The sequence below is a fragment of the Thioalkalivibrio sp. ALJ4 genome, from assembly GCF_000377225.1.
In the GTDB taxonomy this organism is placed as follows: Bacteria; Pseudomonadota; Gammaproteobacteria; order Ectothiorhodospirales; family Ectothiorhodospiraceae; genus Thioalkalivibrio.
Map to the genome: position 1 here is coordinate 191605 of NZ_KB897919.1, position 18158 is coordinate 209762.

At 65.4% G+C, this 18158-nt stretch carries 15 protein-coding genes and 1 pseudogene; 8 read left to right on the plus strand and 8 right to left on the minus strand.

What is annotated here, in order from left to right; translation table 11 throughout:
• Nucleotides 1-24 precede the first annotated feature (24 nt).
• Entirely contained in the window at nt 25-765 is a 741-nt protein-coding gene (locus C936_RS0110405) for a peptidoglycan DD-metalloendopeptidase family protein (protein WP_018649495.1), read from the plus strand.
• 25 nt (nt 766-790) lie between these two features.
• Complete coding sequence (rpoS, locus tag C936_RS0110410; protein WP_018139398.1) at nt 791-1867, plus strand: RNA polymerase sigma factor RpoS; 1077 nt, start codon at nt 791-793, stop codon at nt 1865-1867.
• Between the two features lie 18 nt (nt 1868-1885).
• Here rpoS and C936_RS0110415 read toward each other — a convergent pair whose 3' ends face one another.
• The gene (locus tag C936_RS0110415) at nt 1886-2272 is read right to left on the minus strand and encodes an Mth938-like domain-containing protein (RefSeq protein ID WP_018649496.1); all 387 of its coding nucleotides are present in this window, start codon (nt 2270-2272) and stop codon (nt 1886-1888) included.
• 195 nt (nt 2273-2467) lie between these two features.
• Between C936_RS0110415 and alaC the strand changes: the two genes are divergently transcribed.
• Genes alaC through thrC form a run of 3 tightly spaced genes read left to right on the plus strand, consistent with a single transcriptional unit; the run spans nt 2468 to nt 6247 of the window.
• Nucleotides 2468-3697 (plus strand): alanine transaminase, encoded by a 1230-nt coding sequence (alaC, locus tag C936_RS0110420; protein WP_018174369.1) that lies wholly within the window; start codon nt 2468-2470, stop codon nt 3695-3697.
• A gap of 55 nt (nt 3698-3752) precedes the next feature.
• Entirely contained in the window at nt 3753-5066 is a 1314-nt protein-coding gene (locus C936_RS0110425; RefSeq protein WP_018174368.1) for a homoserine dehydrogenase, read from the plus strand.
• A 38-nt stretch (nt 5067-5104) separates the two neighbouring features.
• Nucleotides 5105-6247 carry a threonine synthase gene (gene thrC, locus C936_RS0110430; RefSeq protein WP_012982677.1) on the plus strand — a complete coding sequence of 381 codons (1143 nt, stop codon included), beginning with the start codon at nt 5105-5107 and terminating at the stop codon, nt 6245-6247.
• 37 nt (nt 6248-6284) lie between these two features.
• Here the strand turns inward: thrC and C936_RS0110435 are convergent, their stop codons facing one another.
• Nucleotides 6285-7073 (minus strand): RibD family protein, encoded by a 789-nt coding sequence (locus C936_RS0110435; protein ID WP_018174367.1) that lies wholly within the window; start codon nt 7071-7073, stop codon nt 6285-6287.
• Nucleotides 7074-7219: 146 nt separating this feature from the next.
• Here C936_RS0110435 and ribA point away from each other — a divergent pair, with 146 nt between their 5' ends.
• The gene (ribA, locus tag C936_RS0110440; protein ID WP_018139403.1) at nt 7220-8365 is read left to right on the plus strand and encodes a GTP cyclohydrolase II RibA; all 1146 of its coding nucleotides are present in this window, start codon (nt 7220-7222) and stop codon (nt 8363-8365) included.
• A gap of 36 nt (nt 8366-8401) precedes the next feature.
• Here the strand turns inward: ribA and C936_RS0110445 are convergent, their stop codons facing one another.
• Nucleotides 8402-9829 carry a Glu/Leu/Phe/Val dehydrogenase gene (locus C936_RS0110445; protein WP_018862898.1) on the minus strand — a complete coding sequence of 476 codons (1428 nt, stop codon included), beginning with the start codon at nt 9827-9829 and terminating at the stop codon, nt 8402-8404.
• Between the two features lie 63 nt (nt 9830-9892).
• On the opposite strand from C936_RS0110445, the gene dusA reads away from it, so the two are divergent.
• A complete protein-coding gene (gene dusA, locus C936_RS0110450) occupies nt 9893-10870 on the plus strand; it encodes a tRNA dihydrouridine(20/20a) synthase DusA (protein ID WP_018862956.1) in 978 nt (325 codons plus the stop codon).
• Nucleotides 10871-10881: 11 nt separating this feature from the next.
• On the opposite strand, the gene C936_RS0110455 is transcribed toward dusA, so the two are convergent.
• Together C936_RS0110455 and purB are read right to left on the minus strand one after the other, a co-directional pair.
• A complete protein-coding gene (locus tag C936_RS0110455; protein ID WP_018174364.1) occupies nt 10882-12045 on the minus strand; it encodes a cupin domain-containing protein in 1164 nt (387 codons plus the stop codon).
• A 4-nt stretch (nt 12046-12049) separates the two neighbouring features.
• A complete protein-coding gene (gene purB / locus C936_RS0110460; RefSeq protein ID WP_018174363.1) occupies nt 12050-13417 on the minus strand; it encodes an adenylosuccinate lyase in 1368 nt (455 codons plus the stop codon).
• Nucleotides 13418-13535: 118 nt separating this feature from the next.
• On the opposite strand from purB, the gene C936_RS0110465 reads away from it, so the two are divergent.
• Nucleotides 13536-14924 (plus strand): lyase family protein, encoded by a 1389-nt coding sequence (locus tag C936_RS0110465; protein ID WP_018649498.1) that lies wholly within the window; start codon nt 13536-13538, stop codon nt 14922-14924.
• Nucleotides 14925-14927: 3 nt separating this feature from the next.
• Here C936_RS0110465 and C936_RS0110470 read toward each other — a convergent pair whose 3' ends face one another.
• From C936_RS0110470 to C936_RS0110480, 3 genes and pseudogenes are all read right to left on the minus strand, one after another.
• Nucleotides 14928-16877, minus strand: a complete 1950-nt coding sequence (locus C936_RS0110470) for a bifunctional diguanylate cyclase/phosphodiesterase (protein WP_018174361.1) — start codon at nt 16875-16877, stop codon at nt 14928-14930.
• Nucleotides 16878-16922: 45 nt separating this feature from the next.
• A pseudogene (locus tag C936_RS0110475) lies at nt 16923-17764 on the minus strand (HDOD domain-containing protein).
• A complete protein-coding gene (locus C936_RS0110480; RefSeq protein WP_018139411.1) occupies nt 17761-18153 on the minus strand; it encodes a hypothetical protein in 393 nt (130 codons plus the stop codon). Before C936_RS0110480 ends, C936_RS0110475 begins: the two are co-directional and overlap by 4 nt.
• Between the last annotated feature and the right edge of the window lie 5 nt (nt 18154-18158).

The window sequence follows — 18158 nt, forward strand, 5'->3', positions numbered from 1 at the left end:
AGTCGGCGATTCTTGCAAACGCTCATGCTGGTGGCCATCGCGGGCCTGGTTGTCGCTTTGGTCAGCGGTTGCGCGACACGTGCCCCCAGCGGCAGCAGCGACACGTCGCGTGCCAGTGGCCCGGTGCCTGCGACCCATACGGTTCAGCGCGAAGAAACCCTTTACCGCATTGCCCACCGCTACGGTCTGGACTGGCGTGAAGTCGCCCAGCGCAACGCGATTAGCGCGCCGTACATCATCTACCCCGGGCAGGAACTGCGTCTGCGCGGGGCTGCGCGCTCGTCGCCGCCGCAGGCCCCACGCCAGCAGCGGCAGGAATCCTCAACCGCGAGCAGCAGTGACGGTGATAGTGGTGCATCGCGGGAAGCCGCGCGCTCGGATCCACCGCCGGATGACCCGGGTGGGTGGCGTTGGCCGGCGGATGGCGACGTCCTTCGTGGTTTCTCCAGCAGCGGAACGCGGCGAGGGCTCGCGATTGGCGGAGAACGCGGCGACGAGGTGCGGGCGACGCGGTCCGGAGAGGTGGTCTATGCAGGTGGCGGCCTCGTGGGGTATGGTCGACTGATCATCTTGAAACACAACGCGCGCTTTCTGAGCGCCTATGGCCACAACGACGAGCTCCTGGTCTCCGAAGGGGATCAGGTCGAGGCCGGCGAGACGATAGCGCGTCTGGGTTCATCGGGTGCGGAGCGCCCAATGCTGCACTTCGAGATACGGGTAGACGGAACACCCGTGGATCCGACCCGATATCTGCCGGATCGCTAGATAGAAAAGGGAGTACAGGGCATCCATGGCTAAATCCCGGAAGCCGGTCGATTCCGCACTGGACGAAGAACACCTGATGGATGACGGAACCGGTCAGTCGGGTGAGGAGAATCCTGCCGAACACCTCGGCGCGAACGGCGATCCTCTGGCGACTGGAGAGAGTCCCGAAGAGGTCGAGGTCCCGCCCCCGGAAGACGAGAAGGAACTCTCCCCGGAACAGGATGTTCCAGTACGCCCCCGAACACTGCGCGATGCCCGGCCGGCCGAGCTCGACGCCATCCAGATTTACCTGCGTGACATTGAATACCGGCCCCTGCTGACCCCCGAAGAAGAGCGCAAGTACGCGCGCCTGGCCCGTGATGGCGACGAATCCGGGCGGCGCCGCATGATCGAGTGCAACCTTCGGCTGGTGGTGAAGATCGCGCGGCGCTACCTGAATCGCGGTCTGCCGCTCCTGGATCTGATCGAGGAGGGCAATCTGGGCCTGATGCACGCAGTGGAGAAGTTCGACCCCGAACGCGGTTTTCGGTTCTCGACCTACGCGACGTGGTGGATCCGGCAGACGATCGAGCGGGCCCTGATGAACCAGGGGCGCACGATTCGCATCCCGGTGCATGTCAGCAAGGAGCTGCGGATGCACGCGCGGATCGCCCGCAACCTGACGCAGGAACTGGGCCGTGACCCCACCGAGGAAGAGCTGGCCCAGCGCCTGGGCAAGCCCGTGGCCGAGATCCAGAAACTCCGGGCGATGTCGGAGCCGTCAACCTCCATGGACCTGCCGCCCGGGCCGGACGGCGAACGTTCGCTTACGGATATCCTGGCGGACGTGAATGCGCAGGAGCCGTCGTCGCTGCTGGAGGATCAGGACATTCAGCACCTGGTGGACGAGTGGCTGGGTGAACTGGATTACAAGCAGCGCGAGGTGCTGGTGCGACGCTTCGGGTTGCATGGATTCGAGCGTTCGACCCTGGAGCAGGTGGGGGCCGAGATCGGCGTGACACGCGAACGGGTGCGCCAGATTCAGATGGATGCCCTGAAGCGCTTGCGGCGTTTGCTTGAGTCACGCGGTATGAAGGGCGACGAGGTACTGCCCAACTCCTGACGGCGAGGTGCCGTAAGGCTAAGCTCGGTCGCCGCCGTCGATGATCAGGGCGGCCGCCACCTCGCGACCCTCGGCCATGATCAGGTTGTAGGTCCGGCAGGCGGCAGCGGTATCCATGATCTCCACGCCGAATCCTTCGCGGCGCAAATGCCGCCATACGGCCCGGTCCGGAAAGCGTTGCACCTCGCCGGTACCGATCAGCAGCACCTCCGGGGGATGATCGATCACGGGTTGCAGCTGTTCGACCGCCAGCGCGTCGACGGAATCGACCGGCCAGTCTTGCTGCAGCGCATTCGGGCGCACGATCAGGCTGCGGGTGTACCCCACCTGGTTGATCCCCACCGCACCCGACTCGTAGCCGGTCACGATGTAGGTCTCTTCGCTGGTGACTTCGGAGAACAGCATGCGCTACACGCTACTCCGCGCGCGAGGCAGGCTCAAGATCAGGCATTTGTAGCCGGGCCAGTTTGGTGCCCGATTCGTTGACAGAGGCGGGCCCGGGTTATACTTTGGCGCGCTTTCCGGTGCGGTATTCAAGGGGATTCCGCGGCGTCTCCCCGACCTGCTGCCGGCTCGCTTGGCCCAACCAGGACCTGACCTGTGACCGACGTCTTTCCCCGTATCGAGCGCCTCCCGCCCTACGTCTTCAACATCGTGAACCAGTTGAAGGCCGAGGCGCGTGCCCGCGGCGAGGACATTATCGACTTCGGTATGGGCAATCCGGACCAGCCGACCCCGCGTCACATCGTCGACAAGCTCTGCGAGGCCGCGCAGCGCGGCGATACGCATCGCTATTCGGTGTCCAAGGGCATTCCGCGGCTGCGCAGGGCGATTACGCGCTGGTACAAGAGCGAATTCGATGTGGAGCTGGACCCGGAGACCGAGGCGATCGTGACCATCGGCTCCAAGGAAGGTCTCGCGCATCTGGCGCTGGCCACCCTGGGGCCCGGGGATGCGGTGCTGGTTCCGAATCCCGCCTATCCGATCCACCCCTATGGCTGCGTGATTGCCGGGGCGGACGTGCGCCATGTGCCGCTGACGCCGGACGTCGACTTCTTCGCCGAGCTGGAGCGGGCGATTCAGGACTCCTGGCCGAAGCCGAAGATGCTGATCCTGAACTTCCCGGCCAACCCGACCACGCAGTGCGTGGACCGGGACTTCTTCGAGCGGGTCGTGGCGATTTGCAAGGAGCATGGCATCTGGATCGTGCACGATCTTGCCTATGCCGAGATCAGCTTCGATGGCTACAAGGCCCCGTCGATTCTGGAAGTGCCGGGTGCGAAGGATATCGCGGTCGAGTTTTACACCCTGTCCAAGACCTACAACATGCCGGGCTGGCGAGTCGGTTTCATGTGCGGCAACCCGACGTTGGTAGCCGCACTGGCGCGCATCAAGTCCTATCTGGATTACGGCACCTTCACGCCGATCCAGGTCGCCGCGATCGCCGCGCTGGAGGGTCCGCAGGACTGCGTCGACGAGATTCGCGAGCTTTATCGTTCTCGCCGCGACGTGCTGTGCGAGGGGCTCGGCAAGCTGGGCTGGCATGTGGAGAAGCCGAAGGCGACCATGTTCGTCTGGGCGCCGATCCCGGAGGCCTATCGCGAGATGGGGTCGCTCGAGTTCGCCAAGAAGCTGTTGCGGGACGCCAAGGTCGCGGTCTCGCCGGGCGTTGGTTTCGGCAACTACGGCGACGACTTCGTGCGCTTCAGCCTGATCGAGAACGAACAGCGCACGCGGCAGGCCCTGCGCGGGATCAAGGCCATGTTCCGCGCTGACTCGATCCTGGCGGATGCCACCGTCGAGCCGACCGAGCCGGCTCGGGGCGAATAGCAATCAAGCACTCATTCGGGCGGTAGCGCCCGCACGCAGACAAGACAAGGCTTTTATGACGCCGGTAAAGATTGGAATCCTGGGGCTGGGCACGGTTGGCTGTGGCACCGTCAATGTGCTGGACCGTAACGGAATCGAGATCGCGCGCCGGGCTGGCCGTGGCATCCAGGTGGTCGCAGCCGCCGCGCGTGATATCAAGCGTGAGCGCGACTGCGATTGCTCGCAGATTCGCCTGACCACGGACCCCGCGGCGGTCGTCAACGACCCGGAGGTTGAGGTCGTCGTCGAACTGATGGGCGGCACCGACCCGGCGCTGAACCTGGTGCTGGCTGCGATCGACGCCGGCAAGCATGTGGTCACCGCGAACAAGGCCCTGATCGCACTGCACGGCAACACCATCTTCCAGCGCGCCCAGGAGAAGGGCGTGATGGTCGCGTTCGAGGCCGCGGTGGCTGGGGGCATCCCGATCATCAAGGCCATCCGCGAGGGCCTGGCCGGCAACCAGATCGAGTGGCTCGCCGGGATTATCAATGGGACCGGCAACTTCATCCTGACGGAGATGCGTGACAAGGGCCGCGAGTTCGACGATGTGCTCGCCGAAGCCCAGGCGCTCGGTTATGCCGAGGCCGACCCGACCTTCGACGTGGAGGGCATCGATGCCGCCCACAAGCTGGCGATCCTGGCGTCCATCGCCTTCGGTATCCCGCTGCAGTTCGACCGGGTTGCGGTCGAGGGCATCAGCAATATCACCCGCGAGGACGTCGGTTTCGCCGCCGAACTGGGCTACCGCATCAAGCATCTGGGGATTGCCCGGCGCACCGACAAGGGCTACGAACTGCGCGTGCACCCGACCCTGATCCCGGAGCGCCGGCTGATCGCCAACGTCGACGGCGTGATGAACGCGGTGCTGGTCAATGCCGACGCGGTGGGCCCGACGCTGTACTACGGCGCGGGTGCCGGTGCCGAGGCCACCGCCTCGGCGGTGGTGGCCGATCTGGTCGACGTCGTGCGCGCCCTGACCACGGACCCCGAGAACCGGGTCCCGCATCTCGCCTTCCAGCCGGATGCCCTGTCGGACAAGCCGGTGCTGGATCTGTCCGAGGTGGAGACGTCGTTCTATCTGCGCCTGCGTACCCAGGACCGTCCGGGCGTGCTGGCCGACATCACCCGTATCCTGGGCGAGCACGGCATCAGTATCGAGGCGATCCTGCAACGCGAGCCGGATCCGGAGCGCGGCGAGGCCACGATCATCATGCTGACGCACAAGGTCCGCGAGGGCGCGATGAACGAGGCGATCGCCGCGCTCGAGGCGCTGGATCACCTGCTAACCCCGATTACTCGTATCCGCATGGAAGCGCTGGGCCGCTAGGCTCCGAGTTTCCTGCGCAACACGCTAAAGAGAACACCATGGCCTTTGGACATCGCTATACCGGACTGATCGAACGTTACCGTGACCGCCTGCCGGTGCACGACGACACGCGCATCATCTCGCTGGGCGAGGGCAATACACCGCTGATCCGCCTGAACAATATCCCGCGGGACCTGGCGCGCGAGGTCGAGATTTACGTGAAGTTCGAGGGCCTGAACCCGACCGGCTCGTTCAAGGACCGCGGCATGACCATGGCGGTCACCAAGGCCGTGGAAGAAGGCTCGCGCGCGATTGTCTGCGCCTCCACCGGTAACACCTCCGCCGCGGCCGCCGCCTATGCGGCGCGCGCCGGGATCACGGCATTCGTCGTCATCCCAGATGGAAAGATCGCGATGGGCAAGCTGGCCCAGGCGATGATGCACGGCGCCACCGTGATCCAGATCGAGGGCAACTTTGACGATGGCATGCGCCTGGTGAAGGAGGTCGCCTCCAACACGCCGGTGACCCTGGTGAACTCGGTCAATCCGTATCGCCTGCAGGGCCAGAAGACCGCGGCCTTCGAGATCGTCGAGGAACTGGGCCGCGCCCCGGATTATCACTGTCTGCCGGTGGGCAATGCGGGCAACATCACCGCGCACTGGATCGGCTACAGCGAAATGGCCGCCAAGAGCAGCGACGACGTGACGGATGCCTGCTCCTATTGCAAGGGCCACTGCAAGTACGCCGGTGGTGGCATGGTGGGTAACCGCCCGCACATGGTCGGCTATCAGGCGGCCGGCTCCGCGCCCTTCATGCGCGGCGCAATGGTCGACGATCCGGACACCGTGGCCACTGCGATCCGCATTGGGCACCCACAGTCCTGGGACATGGCCTGGAAGGTGCGCGAGGAATCCAGCGGCTGGTTCGACGAGTGCCAGGACGACGAGATCCTGGCCGCGCAGAAGCTCCTGGCCGAGAAGGAAGGCGTGTTCTGCGAGCCCGCCTCGGCGGCGTCGCTGGCCGGCGCCCTGCGCGATATCCGCGAGGGCAAGATTCGGGAGGGTTCCACCGTGGTGTGCACCCTCACGGGTAACGGCCTGAAGGACCCCGACACGGCCATCGCGCAGAGTGTGGTGCAGCCGACCAAGGTCCCGGCGGAGCTGGACGCGGTCTCCCGCGCGATCCGCGACAACCTCGCCTGAGGTCCTTTAACAATCGCAGCGAGCGGCCCCGAAGGGCTCAGGGCTTGCTGCGCAGGTCCAGGTCGTAGAGGGTGTCGCCACCCAGTCGAAAGATCCGGCAGGGCGGGCGCAGGGCCTGATCGAGGGTGTCGACCTCGGGCAGGGTGATGCCGTGGCGCCCGGAGCCGATCAGCATCGGTGCGATCGTCAGATGAAGGCGATCGAGAGTGTCGCTGGCGAGAAAGCGCGACACCGTCCGGCCTCCGCCCTCGACCAGCAGTCGATGCAGCCCATGCTCGGCCGCCAGGCGGTCGCGGAGCTCGGGCGGCGCAAAGCGGCCATCGGCATCGACGGGCATCTCCATGCATTCGACGTGGCCGGGCATGTCGCAGGGGCCGTGGCCCTCGGCGTGAAGGACCAGCGTTTTCACCTCGCCGTCCTGGAAGACGCGGGCACTGGACCGGATTCGTCCATCCGGGTCGAGGATGACCCGCACCGGATGGACGCCCTCGGCCTTACGGACGGTGAGACGCGGGTCGTCGGCGACTACGGTGCCGGCACCCACTACGACGCCGTCCACCAACGCACGCAAGCGGTGCAGGTGCTCGATGTCCTCGGGGCCGGTTACATACTGGGAGTGCCCGCTCTGAGTGGCGATGCGGCCGTCCAGGCTCTGGCCCAGTTGCGCGACGGTGATGCTCTCCGCCTCGATGATCGGGCCGTAGAGCTCCAGCAGGTCGTGCGCAGCCGGGGCAAGGGGGCCGGGCAGGGGGCAGCAGCCCGGATCGGCACGCTGGGCCAGCAGCCAGCGCCAGGCCTCTTCCTCGGTCACCGGATAGGCGGTCATGCCTGGAAAACCCGGGTTTCGCGACCCTTTAGGGGCACATGCGATAGGCTTGGGGGAGACGACAGGGGTGACGGGTCACGGCTGGACAGAGTGGAATTCGCGTCCTGCGGGCTGGTCATAAGAAAAACTCCATTGGGAAGGACCTGATGCACAACGCCGATCGTGGGATTTTCGACCTTCGCCGGGGCCATCCGGTTTTGCTGAGCGGCGAGCAGTCCAGCGTACTGGTTGCTGCCGTTGAAGGTCTGACCCCGGTGTTGCTGGATCGCCTGACGCATATGACCGGCGGCCGCCCCCGTCTGATTCTAACGCCCCACCGCGCGTCCGCAATGGGCTGGCCGCAACCACTGGCCGAGGGATGGGAAGGCGTGGCGCTGGAGTTTGCGCCCGGAACGGACCCAGAGGCACTGTTTACCCTGGCCAGTGCGCCTGAGGCCTCTAACGAGGGCGAGCACCCGACCCACGCGCTGGACCAGGCGGACGTTCGGCCCGCCGAGCCCGCGGAAGTCGCGGCGCTGGAGCTGGCCCGCGCCGGTCGTCTGCTGCCGGCCGTCGTATCGGCGCGCGTGCCCGAACCCGTACCCGAGGCCATCCACTCGGCGCTGGCCGACGGGATGTTCCTGGACGTGGACGAGCGCGAGGCACGAGCGGTCGCACATCACCCACGCCTGGAACTGGCCTACGTGAGCGAGGCCCCGGTACCCCTGGCCGATGCCCCGGTGACGCGCTTCATGCTGTTCCGGGAGGGGAACGGGATCCTGGAACACGTGGCGGTGGTCATCGGCGAGCCGAACGAATGGCCGGAGGCCGTCCCGGTACGGCTGCATTCGGCCTGCCTGACGGGCGATCTGTTTGGCAGCCTGCGCTGTGACTGCGGCGATCAGTTGCGTCTCGGTGTGAAGACGATCAACGAGAGTGGTGGCGGGGTGCTGCTGTATCTGGCCCAGGAAGGGCGGGGCATCGGCCTGGCCAACAAGCTGCGCGCCTACACCATGCAAACGGCGGGTCTGGACACGATTGACTCCGACTGCCAGCTGGGGTTCGAGGCCGATGGACGCCGTTACGATGCGGCCGTGGAGATGCTGGAATTTCTCGGCATCGACACGGTGCGTGTGCTGACCAACAACCCCGCGAAGATCGAGGCGCTGCGCGCCGGGGGCATCCAGGTGGTGGCCCGCGAGCCCGTCCACGGCACGCTCAACCCCCACAACTTGCGCTATCTCAGTACCAAGGCGGACCGCGGTGGTCACTGGCTGCAGGAACTGCTGGCGTCGGAGGCCGAGCGGGGCTGAGCCGGCCGCCGGTCTACGCAGGCGCCCGGATGTGCGTCAGATCAGACTCAGGTCACTGCGGGCCCGCACGATCTTGCGCAGGGCAATCAGGTAGGCCGCAGTACGGTAATCCAGCACCGCTCCATTGCTCTCCACCTCGCGGGTCTCGTACATCTCGCTGAAGGCCTCGCGCATGGTGTCATCGAGGCCGGAGCGGACCAGGTCGATCTCCTCTGCGCCGCGCACGATGGATTCGCGTATCCAGTCCGGCAGCTTGTGGTCCGTGGACATCTCGATCGCGGTGACCAGATGCTGGCCCTGGGACTGGTCATAGCGCCGCTCGAGCCGTCCGAAGCGCATGTGGGCGAGATTGCGCACCCACTCGAAGTACGAGACCACGACCCCGCCGGCGTTGACGAAGACATCCGGCAGGATGGTAATGCCGCGGTCCTGCAGGATCTGGTCGGCCTCGAAGGTCACCGGGCCGTTCGCGGCCTCCGCGATCAGTCGGGCCTGGATGTTGGGCGCATTCTCGCGATGGATCGCGCCCTCGAGTGCCGCCGGAATCAGGATGTCACATTCGCGTTCCATGATCCGGTTGCCATTGCGCTCGAATTCCACGCCGGCGAAGCCTTCCATGGTCCCGGAGCGACGTACGTAGTCGTTCAGGGCGTCGACATCGATCCCGTCCTCGCAATAGACCCCGCCATCACTCTTGATCACCCCGACGATTTTGGCGTGGTCGTCGTTCTGCAGGAAATGGGCGGCGTGATAGCCTACATTGCCGAAGCCCTGAACGATGATGCGCTGGTCGCCCAGGCCGCCTTCCAGCCCGGCTTCGCGCGCGGCATTGCCCTCGCGGAAGAAGGCCTGCAGGGCGTACTGAACGCCGCGCCCGGTGGCCTCCAGGCGACCGCGCATGCCGCCCAGGTCGACGGGCTTGCCGGTCACGGCGGCGCTGTGGTTGACGTCTTCAGGGTGGCGTTCGCGATAGGTCTCCATGATCCACGCCATCTCGCGCTGCGAGGTCCCGACGTCCGGGGCCGGCACGTTCTGCGCGGGACTGATGTAGTCGCGCTGGATCAGTTCGTGGGCGAAACGACGGGTGATCCGCTCCATCTCCCACTCGTCATACTTGCGCGGATCGATGCGCAGCCCGCCCTTGGAACCCCCAAACGGGATATCCACGATCGCGCATTTGTAGGTCATCAGGGCGGCCAGGGCCTCCGCATGTCCCTGGTCCATGGTGGGGGAGAATCGCAGTCCCCCCTTCACCGGCAAACGGTGGGAGGAGTGCACGGCACGCCAGCCGGTAAAGACCTCGATGCGGTCGCGAAAGCGGATCGGAAAGCTCACCTGGATGACCGAGTCGCAGGCCTTGATGGCATCCATCGCACCTTCGGGCAACTCGAGGAAATGCATGGCGCGATCGACCATGTGTGAGACACTGTCCAGAAAGGTTTCCGGCGTTTCGTTTTCCGACATGCGTATTTATCCCTTGGCATTCCGGGCACCACCCGCAGGGCGGGCGGCGCCTTGACTGAATCGTTGCGGTTTCCCGATCCGCGTTTTTCGGTGGCGCCGATGATGGACTGGACCGACTCCTGGTGCCGGCGTTTCCATCGGCTGCTGACCCGGCGCGCTCTGTTGTACACCGAGATGGTACACGCCAACGCGGTGATTCACGGTGATCGCGACCGGCTGCTGGGCCATGTCGCGGCGGAACACCCGCTGGCGTTGCAGCTAGGTGGATCGGATCCCGACACGCTCGCTCAGGCCGCCCGCATCGCGGCAGAGCGAGGCTTTGACGAGATCAACCTGAACGTCGGCTGCCCCTCCGACCGCGTGCAGTCGGGCACGTTCGGCGCCTGCCTGATGGCGCAACCGGAGCGGGTGGCCGAAATGGTGCGCGCGATGCAGGATGCGGTCGACGTTCCGGTGACCGTCAAGCATCGTATCGGGATTGACGAACAGGATTCCGAGGCGGATCTGCGCACGTTTGTCGAAACTGTGGCGCGGGGCGGCTGCCAGCAATTCATCGTGCATGCCCGCAAGGCGTGGCTGCAAGGCCTGAGCCCCAAGGACAACCGCGATGTTCCGCCACTGGACTACGAGCGCGTGTTCCGTCTGAAGGCGGAGTTCCCGGAACTGACCATCGTGCTGAATGGCGGCCTGGACAATGTCCGTGCGGCGCACGGCTATCTCGAGCGGGTGGACGGGGTGATGTTCGGGCGACTGGCCTACCACCAGCCGTGGGTGCTGTCCGAGGTCGACCGGCTTTATTTCGACGAGCCCGGGACGGTGACACGCGAGGCCGTGCTGCAGGGTCTGATCGACATGGCCCGCGAGATGCGCGCCGAGGGCGTCCCGCTGGCACGGCTGACACGGCATGTGCTGGGTCTGTTTCACGGCGAGCCGGGGGCGCGCCAGTGGCGGCGCATCCTGACCGAGGGTGCACATCGGCCGGATGCCGGACCGGAGCTGATCGAGCGTGCGGCGGAGCCCTGCCTGCGGGCCTGTGCCTGAATGTCCGGGCCTCAGGTCTGCGTGGAGTCCTCAGCGGGCTCCAGCCAGCCTTCCTCCAGGCCGTCGCGAAGCATTTCGTGAATCTCCGGCCATTGGTGTTCCCAGTGCCGCGGATCGAGGGTCTCCGTAGCGCACAGCTGCTCCAGTTGGTCCGGCGACAGGGTGTCGGCCGGGTAGCTGTGCCCGGCGGCGCAGAGGACCGGCCCCGTCGGCGTCTTCAGCCAGTGGCGCCGAATACCCGGGTGAATACGGCACGCCCTCGCTGCGGCGAGAGGATCTCCGGGATGCAGTTCGACGTTCCCCGCAGGCCGGCTCAGTACGCGCCCGAGGAAGGCATCCAGTTCCGTGTCGTCGGCGGCGAGCATCTCGCGCAGGATGCCGCGCAGCCGGGTGCGGTCGTGTGACGGCAGTTCGCTCGCGTAGGCGGACACCGGGCGCTGGGGATCGCTGTATCGGGGCGCTTCGCCGACCCGGTTGGCCCGTTCTTCCAGGAACCCGGTCAGCAGATCGAGGTAGGTCGGGGCACGAAAGCCGACCGACCAGGTCATGCACTGATCATCCAGGGAGAGGCCGTAGTGGGGCAGGTTGGGGGGCAGGTAGAGCAGGTCACCGGGTTCAACATCCCAGCTCTCGCTTGGCTCGAACTCGCGCAGGATCGCCAGCGGCAGGTCGTCGTGGCAGTCCAGCGGTCCCGGTGGCGACTGGATCTGCCAGCGCCGACGCCCGGCCGCCTGAAAGAGAAAGACATCGTAGGCATCGACATGGGGCCCGACCGATCCCTCGGGTGCTGCGTAGGAGATCATCAGATCGTCGCGGCGCCAGCGCGGGACAAAGTCGAACCGGGCCAGGAAGTCCCGCCCCTCGGGCCAGAAGCGCTCGACGTCACTGACCAGCAGGGTCCAGGCGCGATCGGGCAGGGAGGCGAAGTGATCTTCTTCGAACGGGCCGTATTCGACTTCCCAGTCGCGGTGGTCAGTGTGGCCGAGTACGAGCCGGGCGCCGGCATCCGGATCACAGGCGAGTCCGGCCAGGTCGTCGGGCTCGATGGGGTTGGAAAAGCCCGATATTGCGCCGCGCACCAGCAGAGGCTTTTGTTGCCAGTAGTCCCGGAGAAACTCCGCCGGTGAGAGCCCGCCCAGCAGCTCCAGGGCCTGATTCGGGTCGTAGGCGGGCAACGCGTTACTCGTCGCGCGCCAGCTGGCTGGCGATCCCCGTGTAGCGGCCCGGGGTCAGCTCGCGCAGGCGCTGTTTCGCCTCGTCCGGGATCTCCAGGCCGTCGATGAATTCGGCCAGCGCCTGCGGCGTAATGCGCTGGCCACGGGTCAGCGCCTTCAGCTTCTCGTAGGGAGAATCGATCCCGTAACGGCGCATCACCGTCTGCACAGCCTCGCCCAGCACCTCCCAGTTCTGGTCGAGATCCTCGTCCAGGCGGCCGGGTTCGATCTCCAGCTTGCCCAGACCGCGTTGGAAGGCCTTGTAGGCGATCAGCGACCAGGCGAAGCCCATGCCGATGTTGCGCAGCACGGTCGAGTCGGTCAGGTCACGCTGAAAGCGCGAGACCGGGAGCTTGCTCGCCAGGTGATCGAACACGGCATTGGCCAGCCCGAGGTTGCCTTCCGCGTTCTCGAAGTCGATCGGGTTGACCTTGTGCGGCATGGTCGAGGACCCGACCTCGCCGGCCACGACCTTCTGCTTGAAGTAACCCAGCGAGATGTAGCCCCAGATGTCGCGCGAGGCATCCAGCAGGATCGTGTTCAGACGCATGAAGGCGTGAAACAGCTCGGCCAGGAAGTCGTGCGGTTCGATCTGGGTGGTGTGGGTGTTGGGGGCTAGCCCGAGGCTCTCCACCATGCGCCGCGAAAGCGATGGCCAATCCACTTCCGGGTAGGCCGCGTAGTGGGCATTGAAGTTACCCACCGCACCGTTGATCTTGCCCAGGCATTCGTTGGCGGCGATTGCGGCGCGCTGCCGCTCCAGACGGTGGACCACGTTGACCAGTTCCTTGCCCATGGTCGTAGGCGAGGCCGGCTGACCGTGGGTCCGGGCCAGCAGGGGCTGATCGGCGAAGCGCCGAGCGAGCTCGCGCAGCGGCTCCAGCACGGCATCGAGCGCCGGCAGCATCACGTGATTGCGCGCCTCGCGGACCATCACCCCGTAGGCGAGGTTATTGATGTCCTCGGAGGTGCAGGCGAAGTGCACGAACTCGATCTGGCTTTGCAGATCGGTCCGGTCGCGCATCTGCTCCTTGATGTAGTACTCGATAGCCTTGACGTCGTGATTGGTCGTGGCCTCAATCTCCTTCACCCGGGTGCCGGCGACCTCGTCAAATTCCAGGGCAATCTCGTCCAGGAACGCCTCCGCCTCTGCGGTTAGCGGCGGGACCTCGGGGATAGCGGGCTCCGCCGCCAGGGCCTTGAGCCACGCAATCTCCACCCGTACCCGGGCCTGCATCAGACCCTGTTCGGAAAAATAGGGGGCCAGGTCGCGGGTGTGCCGGGCGTAGCGGCCATCGACGGGACTGATCGCGGACAGGGGGCTCAGGGACATGATGCACTCGAATCGGAATGGGTGGGTCCGCAGGGCGCGTGGGGCATGCGCCCTGCGGACGGTCGATTGACGCGGCGCAGTATAATACAAAGCTACGCCCGATCATTTGGAGGAGTGCATGTCGAAGTCCCCGACCCGCCAGGAGCAGGACAGCCTCGGACCGGTGGAAGTCCCCAGGGATGCCCTGTGGGGCGCCCAGACCCAACGCGCCATCGACAACTTTCAGATTGCCGGCCGGCCCATGCCGCAGGCGTTCATTCGGGCCCTTGCGCTGACCAAGGCGGCCTGTGCGGAGGCCAACCAGGAACTGCGGCAGCTCCCGGACGGTGTGGCCAGCGCGATTGTGGCGGCGGCCGAGGCGGTCGCGGCGGGCGAGCATGCGGACGCCTTCCCGGTTGACGTCTATCAGACGGGGTCGGGCACCAGCACCAACATGAACATGAACGAGGTGCTCGCGCGGATCGCATCGGGTAGTGAGGAACCGGTCCATCCGAACGATCATGTCAATCGCTCGCAGAGCTCCAACGACGTGATCCCGACCGCGTTGCATGTATCTGCGGCGCTGGCGCTGGAGGAGGAACTGGTCCCTGCGCTGCGCCACTTGATTGCCACGATCGCCCGCCGCGAGCGCGATGTGGGGGCGCTAGTCAAGACCGGGCGTACGCACTTGATGGATGCGATGCCCGTGACGATGGGGCAGGAACTCTCCGGCTGGCGTACCCAACTGGAACTGGACCTGGATCGCCTGGAGCACACCCGTGTGCGCATCCAGCGTCTGGCCATTGGCGCGACTGCAGTGGGCACCGGCATCAATGCACCGCCGGCCTTCGGCGCGCGTGTAACAGGGCGCCTGGCCGAGCGAACCGGCCTGCCGTTTGTGCACGAGGGTAACGGTTTTGCGGCACTGGCCAGTCAGGACAGTGCGGTGGAGCTTTCCGGGCAGTTGCGCACGGTGGCCGTCGGGCTCACCAAGGTCGCGAACGATCTGCGCTGGATGAACTCGGGCCCCCTGGCGGGGCTGGGCGAGATTGCCTTGCCGGCTCTGCAACCAGGCAGCTCGATCATGCCGGGCAAAGTGAACCCGGTAATCCCGGAGGCCGTGATTATGGCCTCGCAACAGGTGATCGGCCTGGATGCGGCGATCACCGCCGCCGGCGCCGCGGGCAATTTCCAGCTGAACGTCGGCCTCCCGCTGATTGCCGACAATCTGTTGAGTCAGATCGGTCTGCTGGCACGGGCCTCTACCCATCTGTCGGATCGGGCGATCGCGGGCTTCACCGTGAACGAGGACAACCTGCGGGCCGCGCTGGATCGCAACCCGATCCTGGTTACGGCCCTGAACGCCGAGATCGGCTACGAGGCGGGGGCGCGCATCGCCAAGGAGGCCTATGCCACCGGGCGGCCCATCCTGGACGTCGCGGCGGAGCACACGGATATCCCGCGCGAGCGGCTGCAGGTACTGCTGGATCCGGCGAAGTTGACGGGCCCGGAGGGTGCCGGCGGGTAAGGCTTATCCGGCCCACGGGAGGCGGGTCCGGTCCTGCAGCAGGGTGTGGAAGTCATTGAAGGGCATGGGGTGCGCAAAGAAATAGCCCTGTGCCTCGTTGCAGCCGAATTCGCGCAGGATTTCGGCCTGGCGTTCGGTTTCGACGCCTTCGGCGATGATGTTCAGCCCCAGGGTATGCGCCATCTGGATGATGGCCTGAACAATCCGCGCGTCGCCGTCGCTGCGTTCGAGGTCCTGGACGAAGGAACGGTCGATCTTGAGGGTGTCCGCTGGCAGCTTCTTCAGCTGAATCAGCGAGGCATGGCCGGTACCGAAATCGTCCACGGCCAGCCGCATACCGATCTTGCGCAGGCGCTCGAACATGCGGGCGGCACCCTTCGGGTCATCCATGATGGTGGTTTCGGTCAGTTCCAGCTCGATGCACTCGGGCGCGACGTTCGCGGCCTGCAGGATGGCGTAAAAGTCTCCGGCGAGGTCGGGCTGGCGTAGCTGCCGTGCGGAGACGTTGATGGCGACACGGAAGGCGTGATCCCGGCCCTGCGAGGGCAGTCGCTTGAGGTCCTGGCAGACCTGGCGCAGCACCCACTCCCCAATGGCCTCGATCAGGGTCATGTCCTCCGCCAGCTCGATGAAGTGGCTGGGGGGCAACAGCCCAAGCTTCGGGTGCTGCCAGCGGATCAGCGCCTCTGCGCCCAGGATATCGCCGGTATGCAGGTCGACCTTTGGCTGGTAGTGCAGGACCAGTTGATCTTGCTCAATGGCAGTCCCCAGTTCCTTTTCCAGCTCGAAATGGCGAAAGGTGCGGGAATTCAGGTCCTGGGTGTAGAAGCGGAAGCCGTTGCGGCCACGTTGCTTGGCCTCGTACATGGCCGCATCGGCGTTGCTGAGCAGGACATCAGAGTCTTCCCCGTCGTAGGGAAACACGGCGATCCCGCAGGAGGCGCTGGTCACCACGGGCCGATCAAAGATCGTACGTTCGACCGCGGTCGTGCGCACGACGTCGGTGACCAGTCGCACACAGCCCTCGAGACCCTGTAGATCCTCGACCAGGATGCCGAACTCGTCGCCCCCCAGGCGCGACAGGGTCGCGCGCAAGGGACGCCCCGATCGGTCGTGGCTGCGATCGAGCAGCTTTCCGAGATCCTGTGCCACCTTGCGGATCAGCTCGTCGCCGGCGCGATGGCCGAGCGAGTCGTTCAGGCGCTTGAAGTTGTCCAGATCCAGCAGGATCAACGCGATGTGATGATCGGTTCCCTGATGGCGGGTAATGGCTTGGGACAGACGGTCACTGAACAGCATCCGGTTGGGGAGGTTGGTCAGCGAGTCGTGGGACTGGTGATGAAGCAGTTCGCGTGACTGGTGCTCGGTAATCCGCTGCAAGGCCTTCTGGCGCCGGTCCATCATCTGGAACAGGTCGGCGCTCTCGAGGGCATAGGCGGTATTGAACAGGACCATCGTCAGGGTCGAGAGGGTCATCTCGTGGCGCTGGAGGTCGTTCTGGCGAAAGCGGGCGGCAAACATGCCGCGAATGCGGGTCCGGGTCGAGATGACATGGAGCAGCACGTTCTCGCCGTCGAAGCGTGAAGGCAGGCAGACCGGATGATTCTGATGCAGCGCCCAGGAGAAAGTGCCTTCCTGAATCAGGTCCTCGACGGCATCCGCGAGGCCGTATTCATCCTCCTGAGGATGCTGTTGATAGGCGAGATCAAACGAAGACTCGCCGTCGAGGATGTAGACGGCCATGTCGCGGGCCGGCAGCAGACGCCGGATGGATTCCAGACTGCTCTGGATGATCAGGTCTGGGCTGCGATTGCGGTCGGTGTCGCCAAAGATCGCGGTAGTCGAGGCGAGCACGTCCATCGCGTAGGCGTTCGCCTCCAGCGCTTCCTCGAGGAAACGGATGCGCTCATGCAGCGCATTGACCTCTTCAGGCGTTTTGTACGAAGGGCTCATGCCGGGTCGTCCTTTACCTGCATCCGTGCGCTCATCCGTCCCTCGTCAGTCCAGCAGGATCGCCTGCATCTGTCCGAGCTGTGTTTCCGGGCATCGCCGATCACGGCCTCGTAGGTCTCCATCTCCAGACCAATGCGGTCGAAGATCTCTGCTTCCACGGGCGGAACGAAACGTTCGCCAGACGAGCCCAGCCGCAAGGCGTTGGCGATGCTGTCCGCCACATGGACGATCGCGGTCTCGACCGGGAACGCCTGTGCGTCACCCGGCGCATGGTGGAAACGGGTGGCCTCCACCTGTGCCGGTGACATGCCCCAGCGCTCCATCAATTCCGCCCCAATGGCGGCATGGTCGAAGCCGAGAAATTCGGTTTCCGCTTCGAACAGCAGCATGCGTTCGCGCTCGCGGATATTGATCAGCTCCTCGGTGCGACTGGACAGATGCAGGAACATCAGCAGACGTCCCAGGTCATGCATGATCCCGTAGAGATAAAGCCGTTCGATGTTGGCCTCGCGCCGGAATCGCGCGATCGAGCGGCTCAGCACGCCGACGGCCAGGCTGTGCCGCCAGAAGGACTCCATGTCCACGCCGATCACCGGCACGCCGCGAAAGTGTTCGATCACGACCGTCGATATCACGATCTGGCGCATCTGCTGCAGGCCGATGATGGAGACGGCCCTGTGCAGGGTGTCGATCGGTTCCGGGAAGCCATAGAGCGAGGAGTTCGCCACCTTGAGCGTCTTGGCCGCGATCGTGGGGTCCAGTTCCACAGCCTCGGTGATGGCCGCGACGTTGGCCGTCGGGTCGCTCAGGCGCGTGAAGATGGTGTTGTAGCTTCCGGAGAAGCTGCACAGGGCATCGTCGGTGGCGAGGAACTCGTCAACGGTCATGCCTGTTCACTCTGCCTTCTCGGTGCGTAGCGGCACAGGTCATCCAGCAGGGCTTTCCGCGCCAGAAGGTAGATGCCAGACATGGGGTGATCCTCGATCGAGCAATGCTGAAAACGCTCGGCCAGGATCTCGTCGGCGCGGGCCTCTATCTCTGGGGTGGGCTCGGTGGCGGGGGGCTCATCAGGCTCGTGCGGGGACGACATGGAGACGTCGTCGGCACCCTCGTCGAGCACTTCAACCGCTGTGATTCCCCAGGACAGCAGTACTCGAATCTGCTTGTCCTGGAGGACCATGCCAGCGGGGATCAGCAGCCTGCCCGAGCGGTCATAAACCGCAGTCGCCAGTGTATTGCCGGACCTCACGTCCTCTATGGATACCCGACGCGTCATGCTGT

What these genes read in the sequence shown, in the direction of transcription:
- C936_RS0110405 (WP_018649495.1), top strand. Translation starts at nt 25, where the DNA reads ATGCTGGTGGCCATCGCGGGCCTGGTTGTCGCTTTGGTCAGCGGTTGC.
- rpoS (WP_018139398.1), top strand. Translation starts at nt 791, where the DNA reads ATGGCTAAATCCCGGAAGCCGGTCGATTCCGCACTGGACGAAGAACAC.
- C936_RS0110415 (WP_018649496.1), bottom strand. Translation starts at nt 2,272, where the DNA reads ATGCTGTTCTCCGAAGTCACCAGCGAAGAGACCTACATCGTGACCGGC.
- C936_RS0110425 (WP_018174368.1), top strand. Translation starts at nt 3,753, where the DNA reads ATGACGCCGGTAAAGATTGGAATCCTGGGGCTGGGCACGGTTGGCTGT.
- thrC (WP_012982677.1), top strand. Translation starts at nt 5,105, where the DNA reads ATGGCCTTTGGACATCGCTATACCGGACTGATCGAACGTTACCGTGAC.
- C936_RS0110435 (WP_018174367.1), bottom strand. Translation starts at nt 7,073, where the DNA reads ATGACCGCCTATCCGGTGACCGAGGAAGAGGCCTGGCGCTGGCTGCTG.
- ribA (WP_018139403.1), top strand. Translation starts at nt 7,220, where the DNA reads ATGCACAACGCCGATCGTGGGATTTTCGACCTTCGCCGGGGCCATCCG.
- C936_RS0110445 (WP_018862898.1), bottom strand. Translation starts at nt 9,829, where the DNA reads ATGTCGGAAAACGAAACGCCGGAAACCTTTCTGGACAGTGTCTCACAC.
- purB (WP_018174363.1), bottom strand. Translation starts at nt 13,417, where the DNA reads ATGTCCCTGAGCCCCCTGTCCGCGATCAGTCCCGTCGATGGCCGCTAC.
- C936_RS0110465 (WP_018649498.1), top strand. Translation starts at nt 13,536, where the DNA reads ATGTCGAAGTCCCCGACCCGCCAGGAGCAGGACAGCCTCGGACCGGTG.
- C936_RS0110470 (WP_018174361.1), bottom strand. Translation starts at nt 16,877, where the DNA reads ATGAGCCCTTCGTACAAAACGCCTGAAGAGGTCAATGCGCTGCATGAG.
- C936_RS0110480 (WP_018139411.1), bottom strand. Translation starts at nt 18,153, where the DNA reads ATGACGCGTCGGGTATCCATAGAGGACGTGAGGTCCGGCAATACACTG.